Origin of the sequence: Peptostreptococcus porci, assembly GCF_009695815.1 — a bacterium.
GTDB classification, from domain to species: Bacteria; Bacillota; Clostridia; order Peptostreptococcales; family Peptostreptococcaceae; genus Peptostreptococcus; species Peptostreptococcus porci.
The window spans coordinates 528,850-551,222 of record NZ_VUNE01000001.1 but is presented as its reverse complement, the minus strand read 5'-3'; the positions used below and the strand labels follow the sequence as shown (position 1 = coordinate 551,222).

The following is a 22,373-nucleotide window of genomic DNA, read 5'->3' as shown; positions in this document are numbered from 1 at the left end:
TCGCATAAAATCTATCTATAATTAATTCTGTCTGCCTTTATATCACTTCTGTTTGTGTCAACAAAATCCAATATACCACTGCTAATTCCATCTGCCAGATAGCCTAATTTTTCCTTATCCTCCAAAATTGCCGAATCTGATTTATTTGTAATAAACCCAGCATGAATAATCACTGATGGCATTTCAGCGTATTTAAGAATATCATAGTTTTGATTTATCACCCCACGATCTCTCAATTTAACAAATGAAATTGTAGTCTCTTGAATTTTGATTGCCAGTTTTTTTGAAAGCTCTTCTCTCTTTTCTTCCTTTGATTCATCTACTGTAGCAGTTGCTTTCTTCGTCGTATCAGAACTGGAATTGTCGTCCTTTTTTTCTTCATTTGCATCTGAAACTATAGACGGCTTCTCCTTTGGATCTGTGTAGTATGTGTCAATCCCATTTGCATCATCACCATTAGCCTGAGCATTCAATCTGATTGATACGATGATATCCACCTTATTATCCTTTGCCAATTTGGCTCTTTCCTTGACGGGCATATCTTCATCATACTCTCTTGAGAGAATCACATTAACATCCTTATATTTTGATAGATTTGTACTTACTAATTTGGCAATATCCAAATTAATATCTTTTTCTGGAATCTTTAAATTTTTTGTCGATAGCCCTTCGTTATTTCCTCCTTTTGCAGGATCTATCATTATATTAATAACATTGTCTTTTTGTTTTTGAATTTCCTCAGCGCTCAATGTTTTAACTGTTTTCGTACTGTTATCACTCCTAAATTTACTAATAAAGCTCGATGTAACCTTGTATATGCAAAAAATCAGTATGAAAAGCACTAAAACTAAAAAAAACAGTTTTTTTATATTTAACCTTCTGGAAGGTTTGCTCTTCCTTTTCAGTTGATTTCTATTAGAATTTCTTCTACCATTTCTAACAGAGTTAGCTCTTTTTTTTCCACCTAGCTTGGTGTTTCTTTCATTATAGGTATCTTTTGCCATAATATCACCACTTAATCATTTTACTCGCACCAATAACAATTATTCAATGTCGAAAAATTCTTTCAATACAGTAATTACACCATATTCATTATTCGAAGGAGCTGTATATCTGCTTATTTGTTTTATTTCATCTACTGCATTCTCCATGGCGTAACTATAGTAAACCTGATTTAACATATCAAAATCATTCATCTGATCACCAAATGCCATGCATTCTTCTCTTGGTATCCCCAGAATTTCCTGAATTCTCTTTAAAGCAACTCCTTTGCTTGAGCCCTTTGGTACTATATCTAACCATTCAAATCCTGATGTACAAACTGTAGCCACATCAGAAAACTTATCCTGAAGCTGTTTAAAATCACTGTCGTAGCCATTTTCAGAGTATACGGAAATCTTCACAGGAGGCTCATCTATTTCAAAAAAATCCTTTACAATGGCATGCTTTGGTAAATATAGCTTCGCATTTCTAATTGACAACTCGTCATCCGAATCTATATAGGAATACTCTACTCCACAATACACTGTTTTTTTATCTGGCATACCCTTTAAAGTATTTAAAATTTGTTTTGAAAGATCTTCTTCAAACATCGAAATACAATAAGTCGTTCCATCTACATCTATCACAGTTCCATTATCAGAAATGAATACAATACCTTCCTCATACCCGGCAAATTCGCCTTTTATACTCGCCATCTGCCTGCCACTTGCAACACAAAATGTAACTCCTTTATCTTTTAAAGCATTCAAAACTTTTCCAAATTCTGGAGATTTATTCTTATTATCATCCAAGAAAGTTCCATCCATGTCAACTGCAACTAATTTAACCATCAATTACCTCCTCAATTCTTTTTCATCTAATATTATACCATACTTGTAAACACAAGATAAAATTATTCGTCTTAAATCATAAAATTTTAATATTTCTATTTACTTGATGAAAAATATAAACTATAATATTGTAGTGACTTTTACAGAAAAGAGGGTGATAAGATGTCTTGGCTAAAAAAATTCGTAATTATTTTAGCTATATTAGTTGTGATGATACCTGTAGCATTTGCTGGTATTATTTATTCAAAACTAAAGACAATGCAGGTAAACGGCGATTTTTCGATACTGGCAAATAACGACTATAAATATGATAATAGCATTACAAACATTCTGCTTATAGGCTCTGATGCCAGACCCGGAGAGACCGTATCTAGATCGGACTCCATGATGATTTTGACGGTCGATGGAAAGCATAAATCATTAAAATTGACCTCTCTAGGAAGAGACACTTATGTTAGTATTCCAAATCATGGCTATGAAAAACTCACACATGCATATGCATATGGTGAAGAGAAATTACTGATTGAAACTATTGAAAATAATTTTAAACTTGATATACAAAATTACGCAAAAGTTGATTTTTACACATTTATCGATATAGTAGACACTCTTGGTGGAGTCGAAATCGACATCCAGCAAAGCGAGATTGATGAAATGAATAAATTTATCAAGGAAGCTTATTCATGGGATAAAAAGAAAAATAAAGGTAAGATTGAATATATTACAGAATCTGGCAAACAGCATTTAAAGGGCTATCAAGCTCTTACATATGCAAGAATCAGAAAAAATGATGGAACAATGCAAAGGGACAATAGACAGAGAGTTCTAATTGAGGCAATTCTTAAAAAGGTCGAATCTACATCATTTACAAAATATCCAGAACTGCTAGATGCTGTCATGCCATATGTGAAAACGAATATGAGTCCGTCAGATATTATGCTTCTAGGAAAAGAAGTTTTGTCTATCGGAAATTTCCATATCAATACTATGCAATTTCCACTTCATCCAGAGAACGAAATCAGATTACCTGAATCTGGATATGTAATACCGTTTGAACAATATGAAGTTGAATTTTTGCACGACTTTATTTTCAACAATAAAAAGCTTGACAAGCAAAAGCTTCTTGATGCTGACAAAAATTGGGAGGCCTCTGGAAAAGAATCTCAGTATGCCGAGGACAGTGAATATACGAGATATAAATCATATGGATACTAGACTGATATACAGACACTATGGCATATAATACCTAAGATATGGTTGGCAATCACGCCTCAATAAAATAATGAATACAGAGCTGTAAGATTTTTTCGATTCGATTAAATCTTACAGCTTTTTATAATTTTACGAAAATTATCAAATTCTTAAAAATGGCCTTCAGTTATGCCTAATTTAATATTACTGGTATAGAATTAAAATAGAGAGGTGCAATTTTATGAAAAGACTAAAACAACTAACGATAATATTACTTCTAGTTTTACTAGCAACGCCTTTGGCCCTATTTGGTCTATCGGTTTCATATTTAAGTAAAATAAATTCAAACAACATCGACACGGAATCTCTTGAAAAGCATTCATATGCCCATAAAGACGGAATCAAAAATATACTTATATTGGGATCCGATGCAAGACCTGGCGAAAATGTTTCTAGAACAGATTCTATGATGATACTTACAATAGACAATGTAAATGATAGCATCAAGATAACATCGCTAGCTAGAGATGCGTTTGTAAACATTCCTGGTTATGGTTATTCAAAGCTGACTCACGCATATGCTTATGGCAAGGAAAAACTTTTAATTGATACTATCGAATCTAATTTCGAAATAGATTTGGATGATGTTGTATTAATCAACTTCCAATCGTTTATATCAATCATCGATGCTATAGGTGGTGTAACTGTTGATGTAACCGAAGATGAAATGGCCGAGATGAACAAATTTATACCAGAAACCTATAAATGGAGTGAAAATCCAGATAAGGGTGAAATGAAATTGATAACAAAGGCAGGCTCACAAAAACTAAATGGATACCAAGCACTATCCTTTGCTAGAATAAGGAAAAATGATAGCGCATTTGGTAGAGATAACAGACAGAGAATGATTGTTTCCAATCTGCTAAAGGAGATAAAAAATACATCTAAGCTAAAATACCCATTTTTGATAAAGGCAGCAGCGCCTTATATCAGTACAAATATGAGTACAACAAAAATGATAAAATATGGTATCGATGTATTGAGAATAGGTACAGGATCAATTAAACAAATGGAGTTTCCAATTGTATCATCAGAAAAATATTCAACTGGTGGAATTTACGGAGGCTACGGATGGGTCCTTCGGTTTGAGCCAGAATCGATAAAGATACTTAAAAACTTTATTTTTAATGATGTTCAATTCAACGAATCCAACAACTAAAAAACTAGTGTTTAAATATGGCTTTTTCACATACTCTAAATAACAAAATACCTTGCCACTCATTTGGCATAGGGCAAATAAAGCCTAAGTATAGAAATATTTAAAAAAAGCTTGCAACATCCATCCAAATGGATAGATATGCAAGCTTTTTTATTTGAAAACTAATAAACCCAGTAGAGGTTATTAAATTATTTTTTTAGATTCTGCGCTGTTCATAGCATCCTTTACTTTTTTAGATAAGTATACCAAACCTATAACATTCGGTATAACCATTATCGCATTGAACATATCTGCTAACTCCCATACTAGATCAACCTGTAGAGTTGTACCCAATATGATAAATATCAAAACGATCACTCTAAAAGGCATAAGTGATTTTTCACCAAACAAATATGTCATATTTGCTTCAGCGAAGAAATACCAGCCTATTATAGTTGAAAATGCAAAGAATAGTAATGCTACTGCAACAAATATCAATCCAAATGATCCGAAGCCAGTTTCAAATGCCTTCTGAGTTACTGTAATTCCCTTTTCTCCTATTCTATCTGCTCCAGTGGCAATTATTACCAATGCAGTAATATTCAAAACTATAAATGTATCAATAAACACACCCACTATTGCAACTAACCCCTGTTGAGTAGGATCGTCAACCTTTGCAACAGCATGAGCGTGTGGAGTAGATCCCATACCTGCTTCATTAGAGAATAGTCCTCTAGCAACACCATATCTAATAGCATCCTTTACTGCTACACCGGCTGCACCACCAAGAACTGCAGAAGGATTAAATGCACCAACAAATATCATTCTAATCGCATCAATTGTCTTTCCACCCATAACAATCAATATAATAACACCACCGATAATATAAAATGCCGCCATTATCGGAACTAGCTTTTCAGTGAATGATGCAATTCTTCCAATACCACCAATGAAAATAAATCCTGAAATAACCGCTAAAACGATTCCTACAATTAGTGGATTGATATTGAAAGCTGATTTGAAAGCCGTACCTATAGAATTGGCTTGTACCATGTTACCTATAAATCCAAGTGCAATTATTATTGATACTGCAAAAAGTGTTGATAAAAACTTGCTCTTCACACCATATCTCAAATAATACGCTGGACCACCCGTAACCTGTCCATTCACATCTTTTTTAAATAACTGAGCAAGAACTGCTTCGGCAAAAATAGTTGCCATTCCAAAAAACGCACTCAACCACATCCAGAAAATTGCACCTGGTCCCCCTGACACTATTGCAGTCGCTGCACCAGCAAGATTACCAGTACCAACCTGAGCTGCTATAGCAGTTGCAAGTGACTGAAAAGATGTCATACCATCCTTACCAGCTTTTTCACCTTTTAGAGAAAAACCTCCAAATGCCTGTTTGAAAGCCTTACCAAATTTTCTTACCTGTATTCCCCTTAGATTAATTGTAAAGAAAATACCACAACCTACAAGTAGAAAAAGTAAAACTTTTCCCCACAAAATACCATTTATGGCTTTGACTAATTCTAATAGTCCTTCCATAGAAAAACACCCCCCAAGGTAATATGATTTTTATATTATTTAACAAAATGTTAATTAATACCAACCTCTATACTTGGGGGGGACAATAATCTACTTCATATCTCCACCAAGTAAGCTATAGATAGTCTTATATGAATTTAAGTTAATTCCACCACCAACTTTGTACACTAGACTCGCCACTCTTTCTGAAAGAACCTGTCTCTGATAATTAGATACAGCTCTACCTACTAAAATAACCGGAGAATCTGACTTCTGTGCAAAAGCACTTACTGTTATCGCATCAATTGGAGCATCACTTCTCGTCAAGAAAGCTTTTTGAGAAAATTTGTTACTATAGAATTTCTCCAATACCTTTGTATTAGTATCTATTCTATCCTCTCCATATATTCTATATTGTGATAAATCTAATCCAATCGCATTTCCAACCTGTGAAATTACACTATCTGATAATACATTTGGTCCACCAATAAAATATATATTGCTTATACCATTATCTCTAATAGCAGCAATATTTTCATCTAAAATACTCTCGTTAGAAGAAATTAGTATCGGAGTTTTCTGCACACCAGCCTTTGATGCTATAGAAAGTGCATCCGGTAAAGCATTTTTACTTGCTACAAACACTGAATCCACAACTCTTGTTTCGCTTATTTTATCAAAAATAATCCTCGATACTTTTTCTGGATCCGAAGAGTTTATCCTGTCAATATTTATATTTGAGTTTACCCTTTTTACTGTATTTATGTCATTTTGTGTTATTGAGTTGCCATCACCGATGACTATCAATTCACTTACCTTTAATCGTTTTATCTCATTTGCTGTATTTAAGCTAATACCGCCTGCATAACTCAATAGTATCGGAGCATTTTTTTGTGATGCCAATGGACTCGAAACCACTGCATTAACCAGGTCGTTACCATTTACCAATATTGCCGTTTGAGCTCCATTTGGATAGCTCTTTTTGCTTATTTGAATAGCAGTTTCTGCTCTATCACTACCCATCATCTCATTTTGATATGGTAATCTACCTGTTGAGCTTGTACCTGGAGATGTATTGTTACCTGAGTCTGATCCAGAGTTTCCATTATATGATCCATAAAGAGATTTTAAATCATTATACACTTGACCAATATTAGCAATATCTCTTGCTGAGAAATAAATGCTACCCTTGATTTCAGGATATCTTCTATTCAAATTAATCTGTTGCTTAATTTCAGATGCAACATCCTCTCCACCATATTCACTTTGACCATGCTTGTAAATACCTTGACCAATATATAGCTTTACTCCTGTACCTCTGACTTGATCAGACCACCACTTAACAAGCGTCGCATAGTCAGCTTTAGGATGACCAATTCTCCAGTATACCTGTGGAACCACATAGTCCACTAAATTATTTTTTATCCAATATCTTGTGTCCGCATAGTGTTTGGCATATGATTCTCCACCGGAAGTATTTGAACCATTTGAATCATTACTTCTATTTCTCCAAATTCCCGCTGGGCTGACACCAAAATCAACATTTGGTTTTATTGATTTTACTGCTCTATGAACTTGATCAATCATAGTGTTTACATTTCTTCTTCTCCACTGGTCTTTGTTTCCAGAGCCATATTTTGCAAATGATTTACTATCATTGAAATCTGGAGCTGGGTAGAAATAATCATCGAAATGAACTCCATCAATGTTATAATTTCTGACAACCTCAGAAACCGTATTTACTATATAATCTCTCACTGCCGGTATACCCGGATCATAGTACCATTTATTTCCATGCTTCACAACCCAATCTCTGTGAGTATTAATCGCATTATTACTAGCAGTAGAACTAATATCCTCATAAATACTTGCTCTATATGGATTAAACCATGCGTGTACCTTTATTCCTCTCTTATGAGATTCGTCAAGTACAAACTGTAATGGATCGTAACCAGGATTCTTACCTTGAACACCAGTTAAATATCTAGACCATGGATTAATGCTAGACTTATACAATGCATCAGACTCTGGTCTAACCTGAATTACAATGGTATTAATCCCTGCTGATTTTAATTTTTCTAATAGATTAATATACTCCTGTTTTTGTCTTGCTACATTACCTTGTGACCCTTTTGATGGCCAATCGATATTAAAAACTGTCGAAACCCAAGCTGCCCTCATTTCTTGCTCTGATGCACTTGACGAAGACGGTTTCAAAATTAGTAGTACTGATGCAATTGTCAGTACAAATAGTACAATAGATAACCTTTTCTTCATTTTACCCTCCTATTGATTTTTTATTTTTGGTATACTCAATCGAAGCCATGCTAAAGAAAAAACAAAACTTGTATTTTATATGTTTTTTTATTGTACATCTTTCTAATATCAATAATATTTTATCATGATTATATAGTTAAAACAATAGCATTTTTAATCATATAACTTACTTGAAAATAATATTAATATCATATTTGTTTTTTCTTATCTTTGTTAGGCATAAAATCAAATCATACCAATTTTTTCTTTATTAATAAATTAAAAGGTGAGAAAAAACTCACCTTCTAAAAAAATTAATCTCTATTGAATTATTCTTCTCGCTGTCGTATATGATCCAAGCGTAGAAATTCTTACAGAAGTACCTGGTTCCGGAGCATGAATATACTTACCATCACCCAAATACATTCCTACGTGATGAACTGGTGAGCCCCAGAATATCAAATCACCTGGCTTTAACTCAGATCTAGAAACATATCTTCCAACCGTCGCTTGCTGCCTTGATACTCTTGGTAAGGTGATGTTTGCACCATTTTTAAAAGAGTATAGCATTAATCCAGAACAGTCGAATGAATTTGGACCAGTCGCTCCCCAAACATATGAAGAACCAATTTTTGACTTCGCAACTGCAATTACATTATTAATCTTCTTCTCGGATTCACCAATATATGATGAGCTAGGAATCCAACCTGAGATTGTACCATCAGCACTTTGTACTTTTGCAAAACTACTATTTTCTTGAAGTATTCTTACTCCATTACCTTTAATAAATCTTCCAACTACTGCTGAAGAATTATTAGATTCACGCCTTACATCGACGTCTTTTTGAATAAGCGTAGTTTTCACATTCGTGTTTAGAGATCCATCTGCATTAAAAAAGTATGTTTTTCCATCGATATATCTAATCTTGTTGGCAACCATAGTACCATCGGCTTCAAAATAGTATTTCTTTCCATTTATTGCTCTCCACATACTTTCAGCTCTATTAAGCGTGTTTAAAAAGAAATAAGTTTTATTTCCATCTTTGAACCAGCCTCTAGTTCTATTGCCATTCTCGTATTTATACCACTTTCCTTCTTCACTAAACAATCCATTCTTGACAAAATTCTTACCGTTGTTTGCAGAATCGATAAGAATTTGTTCGCCTTTTTTATATTCCTCTTGCTGTTGAGTTGAAACAACTCCGACCTTAACAGAGTTATTATTATTTATTAAGTGACCATTGCCATCAAACTGGTATTCTTTGCCATCTATTAATATCTTTTGATTTTTAATCATGACCCCATCTTTATTAAAGTAGTATTTGTATCCTTTAATATTTCTCCACATATTTTGTGGAAGGGCATATGTATTTATAATATAGTATTTTATTCCTTTATAATCTACCCATCCCTTAACTTGGACATTATTAACATAGAAACGCCATTTATTTCCATCCTTCACAAATCCATTCAGTTTTTGGGCAGCTGTTTTTATAGCTTTTCCCTCAACATTTACCTCGTAACCATCAAGTGTAGCACCCTCTTCAGTTCCACTGTTTTGTTGTTGAGCTTCATTTTGTCCAGAAACATCTTCACTCGTAGCAAATTCACCATTTTCATTCGTGTAACCATCACTACTATTTGTTGTATTGTTTTGATTTTGTGAACTTGCAGATTCTTGCTGTTCAGCACTTATACTCTCTGTCTGTTCAATAGTATTTGCAAAAGATATTTCTGTTCCAATACTAGATGTTAGAATAAACCCAGCCAAAGCCAAAGCAATTACCTTCTTATTCTGTTTTTTATACTGCATGTCTACCTCCTTTGCATCATCACTAATACAATTCTAACATAAAAGGTTACAATTTGCAAGGTAAAAATTTACAAATTGTAACCTTTATATAAATTTTCGTTATTTTTTGTTACTTTTTAATATTTTTTTGTAATCTTTTTTATTCTTACTTTAATTCCTCTTGTAAATAGATTAACCAAAATATTATACTCCTCTACTCTCATGAAGTACATTATTATTGCATAAACTAGTGCCCCCAACATGACAGAAATCCCAAGATTTGCTACCTTAAATATCAATCCTTGATTAAGATGCGGAGTCATCATACTGAAAATAAATCTTACTAATATACCCATAACAGCTGCAGATACAAAGCATTTTACAAACACGATAATATTTTTTTTAGGACTGAAGTAATTAACTTTCTTGTTCATGCTTCTAAAGAACAAGAAAAGACCTATATACGCCGATATAGACGTTGCCAACGCCAACCCCTTATACCCAAGTGGCTTTATAAATAGAAGATTCAATCCAACATTGAAAATTATCGCAATTACACCATTTGTCATCGGAGTCTTGCTGTCCTCAAGAGAATAAAAGCCTCTTGACATAACATCTCTCAACGCAAATGCGAGAACACCTGTAACATAAATAATCAATATATTCGCAGTGATTATCGTATCCTCCGCAGTAAATGCATTTCGCTGAAATAAAACTTCAACTATTGGCTTAGCTAGAACTCCACAACCTATAACTATAGGAACTAATACGATTATTATCACATTCATCGTCTGAATCATACTATCTACAAATCTCTCTATTTTGTCGCTCACAACTAAACGTGAAAACTTCGGATATACGACTGACAATATAGAAGTGATAAACAATGCTTGAACAAATTCATATAGTCTTCTGGCATACCCAAATGACGCCACAATACTCGTTCCCAATAAAGATGCCAAAGATTCATCAACAACGGAGTTTATCTGATTCGCACCAACACCTATTATAACAGGTATGACCAATATCATCATATCCTTCATAACCTGATCGTGCAAATCTATTTTTCTCGAATATTTATATCCTTCCTTATAAATGAACGGAATCTGAAATATAGTCTTTGAAGCAATTGCTATAAATGCACCAAAAATTAATACATAAAAATTAGTTCTCGTACTTAAAAGTATTGATATAATTATTATTATGCTGTAAGGAAACCCTATCAGTCCTGGTATTACAAACCTCTTTTTTATCTGAAGATAGGCTGTAAAGATATTTGCCAAACCCACAAAAATAATTGTCGGTAGCAATATTCTTGTAACCTGAACGCACAACCTAAAAGCCTCGCCTTCATAACCAACAGCGAAAATCCTTACTAGTGGACCAGCAGCCAATATACCTACCGCCGATATCACTAGACAGGCAATAACCACAATATTGATAACTGAATTTAAGAAGGATAGTGCCCTTTCCTCCGAATCTTCATTCGAGAGTTTATTATATAACGGAATTAGGCTGGTAGCCAATGCCGAGCCGATCACAGCGAATAGTACTACTGGAATTTTATTCGCAGTGTTGTACACAGCAACATACATTCCTGTACCATATGCAGACGCTAGGACACTATCTCTTGCCAATCCTATAATTTTTGAAAGAATAGTAACAACCATCAAAAAGAAGGTTGCTTTTGCAGTTTTTGACATTTTACACCTCTATATTATTGACATCCTCTGGTCTCACATATGTATCAACCAATAACCTCATCAATTCATCTACTTTCTCATCTTCTTCATTTTTTACGACTTGCTTTAGTCTTTCTATCAATGAAAATACATCCTCACGATTAAATGACTGTGGACTACCTATAAATATTTTATTATGCTCTGTTTTACCAAGACCTTCTTCTGCCATTAATAATTCCTCAAAAAGCTTTTCGCCCAATCTCAAGCCTGTATACACTATCTCAATATCTCTGTCAGGTTCAAATCCACTCAACCTTATCAAATTTCTCGCAAGGTCATCAATTCTCACCGGATCTCCCATATCCAAGACAAATATTTCTCCACCATGTGCCATCGCACCTGCTTGCATAACAAGCGTTACGGCTTCTGGTATCGTCATAAAATACCTTATTATATCCTTATGAGTAACAGTTACTGGTCCACCGGCAGCTATCTGTTTCTTAAATAACGGAACCACCGATCCACTGCTTCCCAACACATTTCCAAACCTCACTGCAACAAACTCAGTGTTGCTGATTGTATTGTATATCTGAATAATTATCTCGCATAATCTTTTTGTTGCACCCATCAAATTTGTCGGATTAACTGCTTTATCGCTGGAAATAAGTACAAATTTTTGAATCTCATATTCATCTGCCAACTTCACAAGGTTTAAAGTACCAAAAACATTGTTTTTTATTGCCTCTGTCTTGTTTGTTTCCATCAACGGAACATGCTTATGTGCAGCCGCATGAAAAACAATATCAGGTCTATATCTGTCGAAAATTTTTTCCAGCCTATTGTATTCTCTAATATTTGCGATTACAACGTCAAGATCCAAGCATTCTCCATATTTCATCTTCAATTCTTGCTGTATATTATAGGCATTATTCTCGTAGTTATCCAAAATTATCATTTTCTTTGGTCCATAGCTGGAGATTTGTCTACACAACTCCGATCCAATTGTTCCTCCACCACCTGTAACCAAGATTGTCTTTTCATTTAAGTATGATCTTATTTTTTCCATGTCAAAAAAAACCGGATCTCTCCCCAATAAATCTTCGATATCTACATCCCTTATAGCTTTAAAATTCACCTTTCCGTTAATAATCTCTGAAATACTAGGAATTGTCCTTGTGTGGCAGCCTGTAGTTCTACAAATGTCCAAAATTTCTTTTTTTCTAGAAATAGATATATTTGCGATAGAAAAAATTATTTCATCTACTTCTAGTTTATCACAAATTTGTTTTATTTCACCCGTATTTCCAAGAACCTCATGTCCACATATTTTTTTACCAACAAGATCTACATCATCATCTATTATCGCTACGACGACCCTATTCAACATGGATAGGTTCCTGTTTATTTCATTAATGACCATTTGTGCTGCCTCACCTGCACCAACAATCATCACCTTTATAATACCATAACTTTTAGTCATATTATCTCTCCATCTATAACAATCTTATTCAATTATTATTCAATTTCCATAAATAAACCTTTACTAAAAAAACTTTGTAAGCCACTTAATTTGGAAAAATTAAAACGCAGTACAAAGTTCTTACTTGTTTATAGTTTACTTATTAATCGGATACTTTTCAAGTACATCATCATAAATTTTCGATATATCCTCAAAATTGTCTTCAAATCTATAATGTTCTCTAACAAATACTCTTCCAGATTTTCCCATATCAATTCTCATTTTGTCATCAAGCATCAATTTTTCCATTGCTCTAAAAAGCTCTTCACTGGATTTTGGCTCCACGATTATTCCAGTTTTTCCGGCATCAACAGACTCTGGATGACCTCCAACATTTGTGATAATTACAGGAGTTTCACAAGCCTGAGATTCAATAGCGGATACCCCAAAGCCCTCTCTTAGTGAAGGAAATACACAGACATCACAGCTATTATATGTTCTGACAATATCTTCCGGCTGTACCCTCCCCAAAAAAGTAATAGTGTCGTTCACATCGGAATTTTGAGCTTGAAGTTCAAGTGCCTCTCTCTCCTGACCATTTCCACCAATCAAAAGTCGAAGTCTTTTTCCATCTTTTTCTCCATTATACTTTTTATACAGCTTTTCATAAGCTTCAATCAAATACTTGATTCCATATTTTTTTTCCAGACTTTTAACAATGCCAAATGTAAAAAAACCATCATCCTTTGAATTTTCTAAAGGAATAAACCTTTCCATATCCACACCAAAATATGTTATATCAACTCTTTTATCTGTATATAAATTTGCTTCTCTAGCCATATCCACACTATTTGAGAATATGTAGTCAGCCTTTCTAAAATTATGCTTTATTATTAATTTTTGAATAATTCCATTTCTCGGAAAATCATAGATATCTGTTCCCCAAACGGAAACAACAAATGGTTTGTATCCTATCAAGCTTCCCAAAAAACCATAACTACTCGCATATTGTGCATGAAAAATATCAGGTTTAATAGTGTTGACTAATCTTTTTATCTCGCCAATGTTATTTAGATATCCAAATTTTTTAGATATGCCTTTATTCCTTAATTCACCCACATTTGCATTGAAGTTATATACCTTTACTCCGTCTATTTCTCCACCATTAAGAGATATTACTGAAATATCATATCCCTTTTTCAGAAAAAAATTGCAATATTTTTTTACATGAGGATTTGAAGCGTCTGCCAAGTAACATATTTTCTTCATCAAAACACTACCTTCCTATAGAATAATACTCTATACCATTATCCTTCATTTCACTTATTTTATAACAGTTTCTACCATCAAAAACAAGAGGTCTTTTCATCAATTTTTTATAATTTGACACATCATAATTTTTGATAACCTCCCACTCCGTCATAATAAAACACATTTCAGCATCCAAAATTGCCGAATCAATGTCATTCACATACGCAATGGTATCACCAAATATTTTTTTCGCATTATCAATACCTACAGGATCAAAGGCAACTACTTTGGCGCCTCTCTCAAGCAGGTATCTTATATTTACAATAGAAGGCGCCTCTCTAAGATCATCAGTACCAGGTTTATATGTCAATCCCAAAATCGCAACCTTCAAATTATTGAACGATTCTACAAAATCGGATGATTTTTTTGCCAATTTCAATTTTTGGATTTCGTTGACTTCTATTGCAGCTTTTATCGTCTTTAACTCATATCCATTAGAATTTGATAGCCAATGAAGGGCCTTTGTGTCCTTTGGAAAGCATGAGCCTCCATATCCAACTCCAGCATTCAAAAAATTACTGCCAATCCTGTTGTCAAAACTCATACCCAGAGCTACATCTTCAATATCTGCCCCAACAATTTCACATAAGTTCGCAATATCATTCATATACGAAATCTTTAGAGCCAGAAAATCATTTGAAGCATATTTTATCATCTCAGCTGAATTTCTATTTGTTACCAATTTATGATTATCAAAGTTTTTGTATATATCTAACAAAATTTCTTTTGCCCATTCACTTTCAACTCCGATTACAATTCTAGTGGCTTCAAATGTATCTCTAACAGCCGATCCTTGAGCTAAAAATTCTGGATTTGACGCAACTTCAATTCTAATGTTTTCTTTTTTATGTTTATTAATGTATTTTTCAATTTGCTCATTGGTTCCTATCGGTACCGTTGACTTAATTATAACTAATATATCTTTTTTGGCATTTTCTGCGATAGTCTTCGCTGCCGACTTCAAATAATCTAGATTGGCAGAACCATCACTTCTCTCCGGTGTACCAACTGCAATAAACACAGCATCTGCATCGCCATATGCCGATTCAAAATCAGAAGTGAATTCAATTCTATTTAAATCGTTATTTTTTTTTATTAATTCTTCCAACCCATCTTCATATATTGGTGAAATACCGCTTTTCAGCATAGATATTTTTTCTGAATTGACATCCACACAAACGATGTGATGTCCACCTCTTTCTGCTAGGCAAACACCTGTCACCAAACCAACATAACCAGTACCAGCAACTACAATTTTCATTATCTACTCCTGTCTATTTCGTCTTTATCTCTAATTAATCTCTTTTTAACAGCATTGTAAGCATAAAAAACAAATACATACATTGCTTTTGGCAGGCTTAAATGCTCTACATTACGATAAGTATTCCAAGTTCTCTTTATGGCAGTAAACTTATTATCAGAAAGAGAACCACTAACCACTCTATACCAAACCAAATCATCATAGATTCCATATGCATAATCAGTTTTTTTCAATAATTGTAACCACGTAGCTGTATCTTGACCACGTCTTACATTTGCCATCCTAAAGTCGCCAATTATTTTTTTGTCGATCAGAACTGTTGAGCAACCAATAATCGTGTTTTTCAAAAGCCCATTGTAGTCGATTTTCTCGGGAGCTCTTGCAACCTTTGACATAGGACTGCCATCCTGCATAATGTATCTATAGGAAGTAAACACAAATCCGATATCTTTCTCTTTGATTAATTCCATTTGCTTTTCAAGCTTTTGGGCTTTCCAAATATCATCACTATCTAAAAAAGCAATATATCTACCTTTAGCCATAGCCAATCCAGTATTTCTCGTTACAGCGGCACCAGAGTTCTTATTAAGTTTTACATACCTTATTCTATTATCATTATCTGTAAATGATCTTATTAGCTCAGCAGACGAATCTGTAGAGCAATCATCTATCAACAACAACTCCCAATCACTATATGTCTGAGCTTGAACAGATTCAATTGTTTGTACAATAAATTCTTCAGCATTGTATACTGGAGTAATTATTGATACTAATCCGTCTTTCATAATTCTTCTCCCCGATAACTTTTTAAACGATACTCTAACTTCCCATTCCAAACACTTCAATTCAACATCATGCAATTGACCAAGTACATCGATCTATTTCCAAGATTTCTCTTATCTTTTTCTTATCTGTCTACTTTGTCAATTTCTTTACTTTTCTTCGTTTTAATATTCTATCTTCCAAAATATCCCAAATATTCAGCTTGTTCATTCTATACATTCCATATACAACCAATACCAAACTCATATTAGTCGATACTTCCAACATTATACTTTCAGCAAAGCAGTATATTAACACACTAGTCATAAACAATATTTCTGCTTTTTTATTCTCTTTACACAATATATACATTGTAAATGAATAAAACACAATCAGCATAACAAATACCACCAAACCCTGACTGTATAACGACCATATATATCCACTATCCAGAGGCATTCTCTGTGTGAAAAGAATCTCTCTAATATTTGAAACATATCCGAAAAGATTAACTCCTTTTGTAGGATGCATCAAATATGTTCTCCAATACACTGGTCTGTGAGACAGAATTTTGTTTATTAGGTAATTATTACTCATAAATAGTGTTATTATCAAACTCAAAAAAGTCATAAACAAAGGAAATACACCTATCAATATGCTAAAAACTTTCTTCTGAATATCTATGTTTTTCAATATAATATATGCAAAAATCGTTCCTACCGCTGTCAATAGACCTGTTCTAGTGACTGTTTGAGAATAGATAAGTGCAACCATCAATAACATCAAAATAAAATCAATATTCTTTTTACTGTCATATATTAAATAAAAAAATGACGACCACACCATAAACATACTGATAAACGCTGCATTTGGATTTCCAAATCCAAAATCATTTCTCCCCTCAATATACTCAGTTGGATTTATACCAATAAGATTTGTAATCAGGAAGATTGAGAAAAATATGGCATTGAAAATCACAAACCATTTGATCAGATATCTAAAATCCAATGCAAATAACCCCAAGCATAAATAATATGAATACAGCATTGTGATATTTTTCGACATAACAAACTGTATTGAAAGTATCACAAAAAATCCCAAATGTATTAAATTGTATTTCTTATAATTTATCAATATCAGAAGTGTCGATAATAGTAGTGACAGTATCATACAATATTTATTCAGATTAGTATAATCGAAAATAACCGAATAATACTTGAATGCAGCCAGAAACACCAACAACACTCCTAAAAAATTTTTCCACTTATTAATTTTCATCAATCTTTCCTCTTAACCTTATCTGTAAAATGTAAACAATCTAGCCAATCAAATCGATAATAGCGTTAAAAATCCTCTGAGAATTATTATTATCTCTTATATTGAAGCTTTCGTCTACTCTTTTTACATATTTATCTTTCATTTCAAAGCCATTATTGAAATATGACTCAATAGTATTTATCAAATTTTCTTCATCCAATATTACCTCTCCAAAACCATCCTCGATGTAATCAAAATACCCCTTGTTGTATTTATCATCAGGAACCTTCTGATAATAAACTAATGGTTTTTTCATATAGGCAAAATCAAACGCCACAGAAGAAATATCAGTTATCATCATCAAAGATTCCTTTAACAAGGTCTGAACATCATATTCCTCCCTATCTGCTATGACAATTCTATCGCTATTAATATCATATAGATGATTATATGGTTGCATTTCAAAATGTGGATAAAAAATCATATCAATCCCATTTGATTCAAGTAAATCAATTAGCGTCCTATTGTTTATTAACGAGTTCAATGCCTTAAAGTAATCAGAACTAGAAAAAACTTTATCGCTACCTTTGCCTTTTTTCTTATAGGATGGAGTTATTATATTCATTCTCCATGATGGCATCAATAAGATCTGTTTCTTCAAATTGAATTCATTCAAATTGTCATATCTAGCAAGCCCAGTTTGAACGACAACACCCTTGTCAAATCCGTAGTTTTTTTGACAAATTGACTCATACTCTGCCTTTGTAGTCGTTATGAACAAATCAATTTTGTTCGATGAATTATAATACTTGCTCAAATCTGATAAAATTACACCATGCTGAAGAAATACAAATTTTTTCTTATTATCTCTATCAAAAATAAGTTTAAATAATTTATAATTCCAAGGCTCTAAAAAACCTGTATGACTAGAAATCAGTACATCACTTAAAAAGAATGCAATCTTGTGTTCAAGACTTCCGTATTCGATAATATTACCAAGATCCTTCACTTTATCATAGTCTTTTTTATGGGATGAATCAATAAGAAACCATGCATTAATTTCTGGATGATTTTCTCTAAGGTATTTAAAAAAAACGTATCCATTGTCTTTTGCTTCAATACCTCTTTCAGAGATTAGCCACATATTCTTATACTTGTCTTTACCCCTATGTTTTTCTGCAATTTTTCTATACTTAGTCATTTCTAATGCCTGTCTTGACAATCGAGAAATTTTTTCCAAATAACCCATTTTTTACCTCTTATTTATAATTTAAATCTGAACTGCTCTTTTATTGCCTTTATTACGATGGAAGTATACTTTCCGTCATTATTTGATTTTATTTCACTTCTCTTTTTGATACAAAAAGCAATAAACAATATAAATCCAAAAAATCCACCGAAAAGTCGCTTGAACAAAGGACCTTTACCTATCATAGAATTTTCATCTATATAGTTCACTTTTTTGTACGGATGGTAAGCAACCACTATTGGAAAATAATACATTTTTCGCTTTCCATTGTTATATGCATCCATAATGAACACATTTTCTTCTCCAGAATTATACTTTGTCCCAATACCAAATCTTTCATCAAATCTATTTGTATGCGGATCGATACTGCTAGAGTTAAACCACATATCAAAGGTTATTTGCTTTAGTGTCTGCATCCTTGATATTCCAAGAATCTCATGCTTTGGATAATTGGCTGTGGATTTTTTTGTTATGGGATCAAAATTCTGAAAAATCGCTACATCAGGATTGTATTTTTCAAAGTGAGAATTGACTTCCTCCAATGCTGTATCTGTGTACCAACAATCGTCATCAGTAAACGTATAAATATCGCCAGTACAATACTCCATTGTAGCATTTCTACTCTTTGAACACCCAGTACCCTCAGCAACAATATGTCTGTGATCAAAGCTATATTTGCTCAATAATTTTTCAACTTCATCATGATTCGTTTGAGATCCTACAATAACCTCAAAATTTTTATAAGTTTGTCTTTCTATACTATCGAATAGAACCTCCATCTCTTTGATCCTAGTTCCATACGTTCCTATTAATAAACTTATTTTCATTTATCTTCTCCCTTTAATATTGTCACTTAGATAGGAAATGCTTGTATACATTGATTACTGCATAATTACTAAAATAATACAATGCCTTGAAAAAGCCTAATTTTTCCTCATTCCTAAGTATATTCCAAGTCCAGCAAGCTGCCCTAAACTTATTTCCAGAAAGCGAACCTCGTCTTGTTCTATATAATGCCAACAATTCATCCAAACCATGTGCTTTATGTCCTTGCTTTAATATATCAAGCCAAGCCACATAATCTTCATGATGAATTTTTTTCATACGAATTTCTTTTACAATATACCTATCGATAACCACCGTAAGACATGAAATAGCATTGTGCCTAAGCATTTTTTCATAAGTCAGCTCTGGTTTTGCATGAACAATTGTATTTAATTTTTGACTTTCTGAATCAATAAATCTGTATCCTGTAAATGTAAAACAATACCCATTCTTTTCCATAAAATCAATTTGCTTATCAATTTTTTCTGGAAGCCAAAGATCATCGCTATCTAAAAAGGCGATATATCTTCCTCTAGCATTTTCAATTCCTATATTTCTTGCATTTGCAACCCCTGCGTTTTCTGACAGCAAAATAGATTTTATATTGGAGTATTTTGATTCATATTCCTTTATTATCTCTCTTGATGAATCATTTGACATATCATCAACACATATTACTTCAATATTTTTATAAGTCTGTCCAATTATACTGTCAAGAGTTTCTCTAATATATCGTTCGGCATTATAAACAGGAACTATAACAGAAACAAGTCCATCAATAAAATCTTTACACATCGAAAATCCCCTTCTATCTTGCACCATCTCCAGTAAAAATTACTTTTGCTGTCATCAGCACAATTTTAATATCTAACATAACACTTCTATTTTTTATATAATACAAATCATATTCCAACTTTTCACCTGGTCCAATTTCGTATCCACCATTAACCTGAGCCCATCCAGTCAATCCTGGCTTAATAGCTAGTCTATAAACAAAATTAGGAAATGTTTCTTCAAACTCCTTCGTAAAAACAGATCTCTCTGGTCTTGGACCTATAATCCCCATATCACCTTTTAAAATGTTTATCAACTGAGGAATTTCATCAATTCTTGTTTTTCTGATAAACTTACCGACCTTTGTTATTCTTGGGTCATCCTTTTCCGCCCACTGTGCTCCAAATTTTTCAGCATCAGTTCTCATAGATCTCAACTTATAAACATAAAATTCTCTCCCATGCTTACCCAATCTTTCCTGTTTATACAGAATCGGTCCTCTATCCTCTATTTTTATCAGCATACCAAAAATCAATATTATTGGCACACCGATTAGCAATCCAACAAAAGACAGCAAGATGTCAAAAAATCTCTGATATAAATCGAATATCTTTCCTTTTCTGACGATACTATAATCTATTTTTTCAATATATTCTTTTAATATCGGATCTTCTCCCGAATACTCGCAAAAAGACATAATCTTCTCCCTTCAATTTTATCCCTAAGTATTTTCTATAATATTTTTTTATTTTCTTCATCACGACTATTGCGTGAAACTCTCACGACCATCATTATCGAAATCAAAATCAATACAACTGTTGTAGCATTTTTCATTCTTTCGATATTAAAGTAATTTCTTCTTTCTATTTTGAAACCTACTTGATTCAATATTTTGTATCCATTTTTTTCTACTATTTGGCTTTCTTGTGTTTCAAAATAATTATTTTCTATAAACAATAAAGGTGAGTCATTATCTGCAGCCAATGGAGAAATTGCAATTGCATTTATCAACTGTCCCGAACCGATATGGCGTTTGTGCAACAGCTCTCCACCTTTTGATATATAAACATTTCCATTATCGCTTTTTCCATAAATAGTCTTGATCAGCTTCTTATTGAAATCGTATCTGTCTTCACCTTTTATTTTCTGAATCTTCACATTTGCCAGCCTATCAAAATTAGAATTTAGATACCCCTCATTTCCAATTAAATATACCTTATTAATATTATTATTCCTGATAAGTTTTTTTATTTTTAAATAGTCATTTTGAGTATTTGATGTAACTAGTATAGGTATTTTGTTTTTCTGAGAATATGGTGAAAACGAAATTGCATTCGGAAGATCAAACTCATCACTAGTAACTACAGCAATCTCACTGATTTTATTGTCACTCATCATCATCTCTGCAATTTTAATTGAGAAATTTATTCCTCTAGACTCATTTATCCTCTCGAATTTATAACCATTTCTTTCAAGACTTCTCTCCACTGACTCAGATAATGAATTCACACCACCTACAAGAATCACTTTTTTTACACCAAGCTTTTCCATTTCATCATAGACAGGTTTTAACACCTTCTGTTTTTCAGTATAAAATACGGGAATTTTCTTGCTATAAGCATACGGTGCAGTGGATACAACTTGATCAATATATTCAGTATTTATTAGAATTGCAACATCTGATTTTTCAAATCTCTTATCTAGAACTTTATTTACAGTCGTAAATCTAGTATCATCTGTATAATCGTTAATTGTATACTGCCCCAGATACATCCTATCAAGAACCTTATCGATAGCCTTGTATAGACATAATGCCAGTGCTGCCAATATCATATATTTTAAATATTTTTTCATATCAATACTCCTAATTGTTATTGTAACTATTCTATTATACTATAAATCAAGATATATTTAAACTCTAATGAAATTTTTTTTCGAAAATTATTTAGGCGACTTGCCTACAGACACATTTTAAAATCAATGTTTTTAGATAAA

18 protein-coding genes are annotated in these 22,373 nt (G+C 32.9%); 2 read left to right on the top strand and 16 right to left on the bottom strand.

What is annotated here, in order from left to right; genetic code table 11:
* Positions 1 to 11: 11 nt before the first annotated feature.
* Positions 12 to 1,004, bottom strand: a complete 993-nt coding sequence (locus FYJ71_RS02430) for an N-acetylmuramoyl-L-alanine amidase family protein (RefSeq protein ID WP_154537209.1) — start codon at positions 1,002 to 1,004, stop codon at positions 12 to 14.
* Between the two features lie 39 nt (positions 1,005 to 1,043).
* A complete protein-coding gene (locus FYJ71_RS02425) occupies positions 1,044 to 1,832 on the bottom strand; it encodes a Cof-type HAD-IIB family hydrolase (RefSeq protein ID WP_154537208.1) in 789 nt (262 codons plus the stop codon).
* A gap of 162 nt (positions 1,833 to 1,994) precedes the next feature.
* Between FYJ71_RS02425 and FYJ71_RS02420 the strand changes: the two genes are divergently transcribed.
* Both FYJ71_RS02420 and FYJ71_RS02415 read left to right on the top strand, forming a co-directional pair.
* Positions 1,995 to 3,047: an LCP family protein gene (locus tag FYJ71_RS02420; protein WP_154537207.1), complete on the top strand. Its 1,053-nt coding sequence runs from the start codon at positions 1,995 to 1,997 to the stop codon at positions 3,045 to 3,047.
* Between the two features lie 217 nt (positions 3,048 to 3,264).
* On the top strand, positions 3,265 to 4,242 hold the full coding sequence (locus FYJ71_RS02415) for an LCP family protein (RefSeq protein WP_154537206.1): 978 nt from the start codon (positions 3,265 to 3,267) through the stop codon (positions 4,240 to 4,242).
* Positions 4,243 to 4,425: 183 nt separating this feature from the next.
* Here the strand turns inward: FYJ71_RS02415 and FYJ71_RS02410 are convergent, their stop codons facing one another.
* From FYJ71_RS02410 to FYJ71_RS02345, 14 genes are all read right to left on the bottom strand, one after another.
* Positions 4,426 to 5,772 (bottom strand): alanine/glycine:cation symporter family protein, encoded by a 1,347-nt coding sequence (locus FYJ71_RS02410; protein WP_154537205.1) that lies wholly within the window; start codon positions 5,770 to 5,772, stop codon positions 4,426 to 4,428.
* 90 nt (positions 5,773 to 5,862) lie between these two features.
* Entirely contained in the window at positions 5,863 to 8,028 is a 2,166-nt protein-coding gene (locus FYJ71_RS02405; RefSeq protein WP_154537204.1) for a family 10 glycosylhydrolase, read from the bottom strand.
* 300 nt (positions 8,029 to 8,328) lie between these two features.
* Positions 8,329 to 9,819 (bottom strand): C40 family peptidase, encoded by a 1,491-nt coding sequence (locus tag FYJ71_RS02400; protein WP_154537203.1) that lies wholly within the window; start codon positions 9,817 to 9,819, stop codon positions 8,329 to 8,331.
* Between the two features lie 116 nt (positions 9,820 to 9,935).
* On the bottom strand, positions 9,936 to 11,501 hold the full coding sequence (gene murJ, locus FYJ71_RS02395) for a murein biosynthesis integral membrane protein MurJ (protein ID WP_154537202.1): 1,566 nt from the start codon (positions 11,499 to 11,501) through the stop codon (positions 9,936 to 9,938).
* A gap of 1 nt (position 11,502) precedes the next feature.
* On the bottom strand, positions 11,503 to 12,960 hold the full coding sequence (locus tag FYJ71_RS02390; RefSeq protein ID WP_154537201.1) for a polysaccharide biosynthesis protein: 1,458 nt from the start codon (positions 12,958 to 12,960) through the stop codon (positions 11,503 to 11,505).
* Positions 12,961 to 13,095: 135 nt separating this feature from the next.
* Positions 13,096 to 14,208 (bottom strand): glycosyltransferase, encoded by a 1,113-nt coding sequence (locus tag FYJ71_RS02385; protein WP_154537200.1) that lies wholly within the window; start codon positions 14,206 to 14,208, stop codon positions 13,096 to 13,098.
* 7 nt (positions 14,209 to 14,215) lie between these two features.
* Positions 14,216 to 15,511, bottom strand: a complete 1,296-nt coding sequence (locus FYJ71_RS02380; RefSeq protein WP_154537199.1) for a UDP-glucose dehydrogenase family protein — start codon at positions 15,509 to 15,511, stop codon at positions 14,216 to 14,218.
* On the bottom strand, positions 15,511 to 16,296 hold the full coding sequence (locus FYJ71_RS02375; protein WP_154537198.1) for a glycosyltransferase family 2 protein: 786 nt from the start codon (positions 16,294 to 16,296) through the stop codon (positions 15,511 to 15,513). Before FYJ71_RS02375 ends, FYJ71_RS02380 begins: the two co-directional genes overlap by 1 nt.
* Before the next feature lie 130 nt (positions 16,297 to 16,426).
* The gene (locus FYJ71_RS02370) at positions 16,427 to 17,551 is read right to left on the bottom strand and encodes a hypothetical protein (protein WP_154537197.1); all 1,125 of its coding nucleotides are present in this window, start codon (positions 17,549 to 17,551) and stop codon (positions 16,427 to 16,429) included.
* A gap of 40 nt (positions 17,552 to 17,591) precedes the next feature.
* Positions 17,592 to 18,779 (bottom strand): CDP-glycerol glycerophosphotransferase family protein, encoded by a 1,188-nt coding sequence (locus tag FYJ71_RS02365; RefSeq protein WP_154537196.1) that lies wholly within the window; start codon positions 18,777 to 18,779, stop codon positions 17,592 to 17,594.
* Positions 18,780 to 18,793: 14 nt separating this feature from the next.
* A complete protein-coding gene (locus FYJ71_RS02360; protein ID WP_154537195.1) occupies positions 18,794 to 19,606 on the bottom strand; it encodes a glycosyltransferase family 2 protein in 813 nt (270 codons plus the stop codon).
* 22 nt (positions 19,607 to 19,628) lie between these two features.
* Positions 19,629 to 20,399 (bottom strand): glycosyltransferase family 2 protein, encoded by a 771-nt coding sequence (locus FYJ71_RS02355; RefSeq protein WP_154537194.1) that lies wholly within the window; start codon positions 20,397 to 20,399, stop codon positions 19,629 to 19,631.
* A gap of 13 nt (positions 20,400 to 20,412) precedes the next feature.
* Positions 20,413 to 21,075, bottom strand: a complete 663-nt coding sequence (locus FYJ71_RS02350) for a sugar transferase (protein WP_154537193.1) — start codon at positions 21,073 to 21,075, stop codon at positions 20,413 to 20,415.
* A gap of 35 nt (positions 21,076 to 21,110) precedes the next feature.
* The gene (locus tag FYJ71_RS02345) at positions 21,111 to 22,232 is read right to left on the bottom strand and encodes a cell wall-binding repeat-containing protein (RefSeq protein ID WP_154537192.1); all 1,122 of its coding nucleotides are present in this window, start codon (positions 22,230 to 22,232) and stop codon (positions 21,111 to 21,113) included.
* Positions 22,233 to 22,373 lie beyond the last annotated feature (141 nt).

What these genes read in the sequence shown, in the direction of transcription:
- FYJ71_RS02425 (WP_154537208.1), bottom strand. Translation starts at nt 1,832, where the DNA reads ATGGTTAAATTAGTTGCAGTTGACATGGATGGAACTTTCTTGGATGAT.
- FYJ71_RS02410 (WP_154537205.1), bottom strand. Translation starts at nt 5,772, where the DNA reads ATGGAAGGACTATTAGAATTAGTCAAAGCCATAAATGGTATTTTGTGG.
- FYJ71_RS02405 (WP_154537204.1), bottom strand. Translation starts at nt 8,028, where the DNA reads ATGAAGAAAAGGTTATCTATTGTACTATTTGTACTGACAATTGCATCA.
- FYJ71_RS02400 (WP_154537203.1), bottom strand. Translation starts at nt 9,819, where the DNA reads ATGCAGTATAAAAAACAGAATAAGAAGGTAATTGCTTTGGCTTTGGCT.
- FYJ71_RS02345 (WP_154537192.1), bottom strand. Translation starts at nt 22,232, where the DNA reads ATGAAAAAATATTTAAAATATATGATATTGGCAGCACTGGCATTATGT.
- FYJ71_RS02380 (WP_154537199.1), bottom strand. Translation starts at nt 15,511, where the DNA reads ATGAAAATTGTAGTTGCTGGTACTGGTTATGTTGGTTTGGTGACAGGT.
- murJ (WP_154537202.1), bottom strand. Translation starts at nt 11,501, where the DNA reads ATGTCAAAAACTGCAAAAGCAACCTTCTTTTTGATGGTTGTTACTATT.
- FYJ71_RS02360 (WP_154537195.1), bottom strand. Translation starts at nt 19,606, where the DNA reads ATGAAAATAAGTTTATTAATAGGAACGTATGGAACTAGGATCAAAGAG.
- FYJ71_RS02385 (WP_154537200.1), bottom strand. Translation starts at nt 14,208, where the DNA reads ATGAAGAAAATATGTTACTTGGCAGACGCTTCAAATCCTCATGTAAAA.
- FYJ71_RS02375 (WP_154537198.1), bottom strand. Translation starts at nt 16,296, where the DNA reads ATGAAAGACGGATTAGTATCAATAATTACTCCAGTATACAATGCTGAA.
- FYJ71_RS02420 (WP_154537207.1), top strand. Translation starts at nt 1,995, where the DNA reads ATGTCTTGGCTAAAAAAATTCGTAATTATTTTAGCTATATTAGTTGTG.
- FYJ71_RS02365 (WP_154537196.1), bottom strand. Translation starts at nt 18,779, where the DNA reads ATGGGTTATTTGGAAAAAATTTCTCGATTGTCAAGACAGGCATTAGAA.
- FYJ71_RS02350 (WP_154537193.1), bottom strand. Translation starts at nt 21,075, where the DNA reads ATGTCTTTTTGCGAGTATTCGGGAGAAGATCCGATATTAAAAGAATAT.
- FYJ71_RS02415 (WP_154537206.1), top strand. Translation starts at nt 3,265, where the DNA reads ATGAAAAGACTAAAACAACTAACGATAATATTACTTCTAGTTTTACTA.
- FYJ71_RS02390 (WP_154537201.1), bottom strand. Translation starts at nt 12,960, where the DNA reads ATGACTAAAAGTTATGGTATTATAAAGGTGATGATTGTTGGTGCAGGT.
- FYJ71_RS02370 (WP_154537197.1), bottom strand. Translation starts at nt 17,551, where the DNA reads ATGAAAATTAATAAGTGGAAAAATTTTTTAGGAGTGTTGTTGGTGTTT.
- FYJ71_RS02355 (WP_154537194.1), bottom strand. Translation starts at nt 20,399, where the DNA reads ATGTGTAAAGATTTTATTGATGGACTTGTTTCTGTTATAGTTCCTGTT.
- FYJ71_RS02430 (WP_154537209.1), bottom strand. Translation starts at nt 1,004, where the DNA reads ATGGCAAAAGATACCTATAATGAAAGAAACACCAAGCTAGGTGGAAAA.